The organism is Epilithonimonas hispanica (assembly GCF_003385395.1).
Lineage (GTDB): Bacteria > Bacteroidota > Bacteroidia > Flavobacteriales > Weeksellaceae > Epilithonimonas > Epilithonimonas hispanica.
In genome coordinates this window covers 1-3,093 of the sequence record NZ_QNUG01000092.1, presented here as the reverse complement: position 1 = coordinate 3,093, position 3,093 = coordinate 1, and the positions used below count along the sequence as shown (strand labels likewise).

Sequence of the window (3,093 nt, the reverse complement as noted above, 5' to 3'; positions counted from 1 at the left end):
TAACCGCTTATTGCTTCTTTCCAAAAAAACCGTCACTCAACTTGAAAAAAGTAAATGACGGTCAATTATTTTTAAACTTCGCTTAAACCGAACTCAGGTTAATTAATAATAACCTGAGCGAAGCTAAGTAATCTTTGTGACCTTAAAAACATCGAATTACTAATCAAAAACCTTATGCACTTGTGTTAAAAAATTTAAGAAAAATGGAAAACCACAATCATCATAATCACGACAATCTACATCCCAATCAAAGAATTTCGCCAAGTTCCGTCTATTATTGCCCGATGGAATGCGAAGGAGACAAACTTTATTTCAAGCAAGGCAGATGTCCGGTTTGTAACATGTTCCTCGTTCCAATAGAAGAGCGCGAAGACCACAGAAATAAACCACAAACTTATTCCAAAACCAATTTGCCGGAAAGTTTTAAAGATAAAATCGGAGACTATTTTTGTCCGATGTTCTGCGAAGGCGACAAAACTTATGAGTCTGATTCCGGTTGTCCGGTTTGTCATATGCATTTGGAGCCAATCACGCAGGAACTTGTGAACAACAGTGTCACTCTGAGTGGAGCAGAAGGTACTCATCAACATCATTCTCACAATCATCATAAACCAACAATTAATCAATCAAAAAACGCTGGAAAATACTATTGCCCAATGTTCTGTGAAGGCGATAAGGTTTATGATTCCAACGTGGGTTGTCCCGTTTGCGGAATGGATTTAGTCAAAATCCCAGAAAAAAAAGCTGTTGAATACACTTGTCCAATGCATCCTGAGATTGTACAAAACGAACCCGGGAATTGCCCAATTTGCGGAATGGACCTCGTTCCAAAACCATCAAAAGATAATGACCACGAAGATGAAACTTACAAAATATTAAAGAGAAAATTCTGGACAGCTTTAGGATTTTCTGTTCCTGTTTTTATTTTATCGATGGGTGGGATGTTCATTGATTGGCCATTTTCTCATCAGGTTCAAGGAATTTTAGAATTAATTCTGACGTTACCGGTTCTGTTTTATGCAGGTTGGTTTGTGATGAAACGAGGCTGGGTTTCCTTCAAAACCTGGAATCTCAATATGTTTTCATTGATTGCTTTGGGCGTTGCATCTGCAATGATATTTAGTTTAGTTGCATTATTCTTCCCCAATATTCTTCCACACGAATTGGCTCACGGCGGAAACGTTCCACTCTATTTCGAATCTGTTTGTGTGATTTTGACCTTAGTCATTATGGGACAAATGATGGAAGCGAGAGCACATATGAAAACTGGAAAAGCCATCGAAGCTTTGATGAATTTGTCACCCGACACAGCCAATGTGATTGTTGACGGAAACGAGAAAAAAGTATCATTAGCAGAAGTTAAAATCAATGATATATTAAGAGTCAAAGCTGGTGAAAAAGTTCCTGTTGACGGAAAAATTATCGAAGGTAATTCCAATGTTGATGAATCAATGATTACAGGAGAACCAATTCCTGTTGAAAAAAAAACTAATGATAAAGTCACTTCGGGAACGATTAACGGCAACGGAAGTTTTCTGATGAAAGCCGAAAAAGTCGGCGATGAAACTTTGCTTTCTCAAATCATCAGAATGGTCAACGAAGCCAGCCGAAGCAAAGCTCCGATTCAGAAATTGGCAGATAAAATCTCGAAGATATTTGTTCCGACTGTTATTGGGATTGCTGTTCTGACATTCGTTTTATGGTACATTTTCGGAGGAGAGAATAAGTTGATTTATGCATTCGTGAATGCTGTTGCTGTTCTGATTGTCGCTTGTCCGTGCGCATTAGGTTTGGCAACACCAATGAGTCTGATGGTTGGAATTGGAAAAGGAGCACAAAACGGAATCTTAATCAAGAATGCGGAAGCTCTTGAAGAGATGCACAAAATCAATGTTCTGATTACAGATAAAACCGGAACTCTGACAGAAGGAAAACCAAGTCTTGACCATATTGAACCACTTGAAAATACAGATAAAAATGAATCAAGCGAAGCGTATCTTGACCAACGGGAAAAAATTTTAAAATTAGCAGGCTCATTAAATCAGAATTCTGAGCATCCTTTGTCTAATGCGGTTTTAAGTGCGCTTCGAGAGTCTCAGCGTGACAATATTGACTTACAACTAGAAAAAGTTCAGAACTTCGAAAATATCTCTGGAAAAGGTGTAAAAGGAACCATTAATCAAGAAGAAGTTTTATTAGGAAATGAGGCTTTATTAAAACATTTCAATATTGAAATTCCGGAAGATTTAAAACAAAAAGTAATTATAAGTCAAGAGCAAGCAAAAACCATTTCTTACTTAGCAAAAGATGGAAAAGTTCTTGGATTCTTAAGTTTCTCAGACCAAATAAAAGCCACTTCAAAACAAGCCATCGATTATCTCCATTCTCAAAACATCGAAGTGATAATGATGACCGGCGACAACGAACATACCGCAAAAGCTGTCGCAACAGAATTGGGAATCCAACATTACAAAGCCAACTGTCTCCCAGAGGACAAAATGAACGAAATCAAAAAACTGCAAAGCGAAGGAAAAATCGTAGCAATGACCGGAGACGGAATCAATGATGCGCCTGCTTTAGCCCAGTCCAACATCGGAATCGCAATGGGAACAGGAACTGATGCCGCGATAGAAAGTGCCGAAATTACATTATTAAAAGGCGATATTCTTGGTGTAGCAAAATCAAAAATATTGAGTGAAAAACTATTGCAAAACATCAAAGAAAATCTGTTCTTTGCTTTTATCTACAACGTTTTGGGAATTCCGTTAGCTGCTGGTTTGCTCTACCCTTTTTTCGGTATTTTGTTAAGTCCGATGATTGCGGCTGCCGCGATGAGTTTCAGTTCGGTTTCTGTGATTTTAAATTCTTTGAGATTGAATAATGTGAAATTAGAGATTTGAGTTAAACACAAAGACACAAGGAGTTATTTTTTTTAATAATGTTTTAAGGCACAAGGAAAAACTTTGTGCCTTAAATTTTTATTCTTATTAATTAACCTGAGTTCGGTTTAAGCGAAGTTTAAAAATAATTGACCGTCATTTACTTTTTTCAAGTTGAGTGACGGTTTTTTTGGAAAGAAGCAATAAGCGGTTA

At 37.3% G+C, this 3,093-nt stretch carries 1 protein-coding gene; it reads left to right on the top strand.

Features of this window, described 5'->3' with window-relative positions; genetic code table 11:
• Positions 1-203: 203 nt before the first annotated feature.
• Positions 204-2,900 (top strand): copper-transporting P-type ATPase, encoded by a 2,697-nt coding sequence (locus DRF58_RS17850; protein ID WP_116037292.1) that lies wholly within the window; start codon positions 204-206, stop codon positions 2,898-2,900.
• Positions 2,901-3,093: the final 193 nt, after the last annotated feature.

Excerpts from the sequence above, each read along its gene's own strand:
- DRF58_RS17850 (WP_116037292.1), top strand. The coding sequence starts at position 204 with ATGGAAAACCACAATCATCATAATCACGACAATCTACATCCCAATCAA.